This window comes from Brevundimonas sp. UBA2416, from assembly GCF_002343105.1.
Taxonomy (GTDB): domain Bacteria; phylum Pseudomonadota; class Alphaproteobacteria; order Caulobacterales; family Caulobacteraceae; genus Brevundimonas.
This window is the reverse complement of the sequence record NZ_DDRM01000006.1, coordinates 16,410-16,714: the sequence shown is the minus strand read 5'-3', so window position 1 is coordinate 16,714 and position 305 is coordinate 16,410. Positions and strand designations below refer to the sequence as shown.

The window sequence follows — 305 nt, the reverse complement described above, 5'->3', positions numbered from 1 at the left end:
CAGGCCCAGCCCGAACCGAACTGCCCCGCTCCGGCGGCGTTGAAAGCCTCCTTGAATTTGTCCATCCCGCCCAGATCGCGGTCGATGGCGGCGGCCAGTTCAGGCGACGGCCGGCCGGTCTTTCCCGACGGCGCCATCAGTTTCCAGAACAGGCTGTGGTTCCAGTGCCCGCCCGCATTGTTGCGCACCGCCTTGGGCAGGGTCGACATCGTCGCGAACATCTCTTCCATCGACTTGCCGCGCAGGGCGGGGTCGGCGTCGACCGCCTTGTTCAGATTGTCGACATAGGCCTGATGGTGCTTGCC

At 65.6% G+C, this 305-nt stretch carries 1 protein-coding gene; it reads right to left on the bottom strand.

All coding sequences use genetic code 11. The features are described from left to right. A partial coding sequence (locus B3E43_RS01245) for a superoxide dismutase (RefSeq protein ID WP_292026075.1) occupies nt 1-305 on the bottom strand: 305 nt, incomplete at both ends.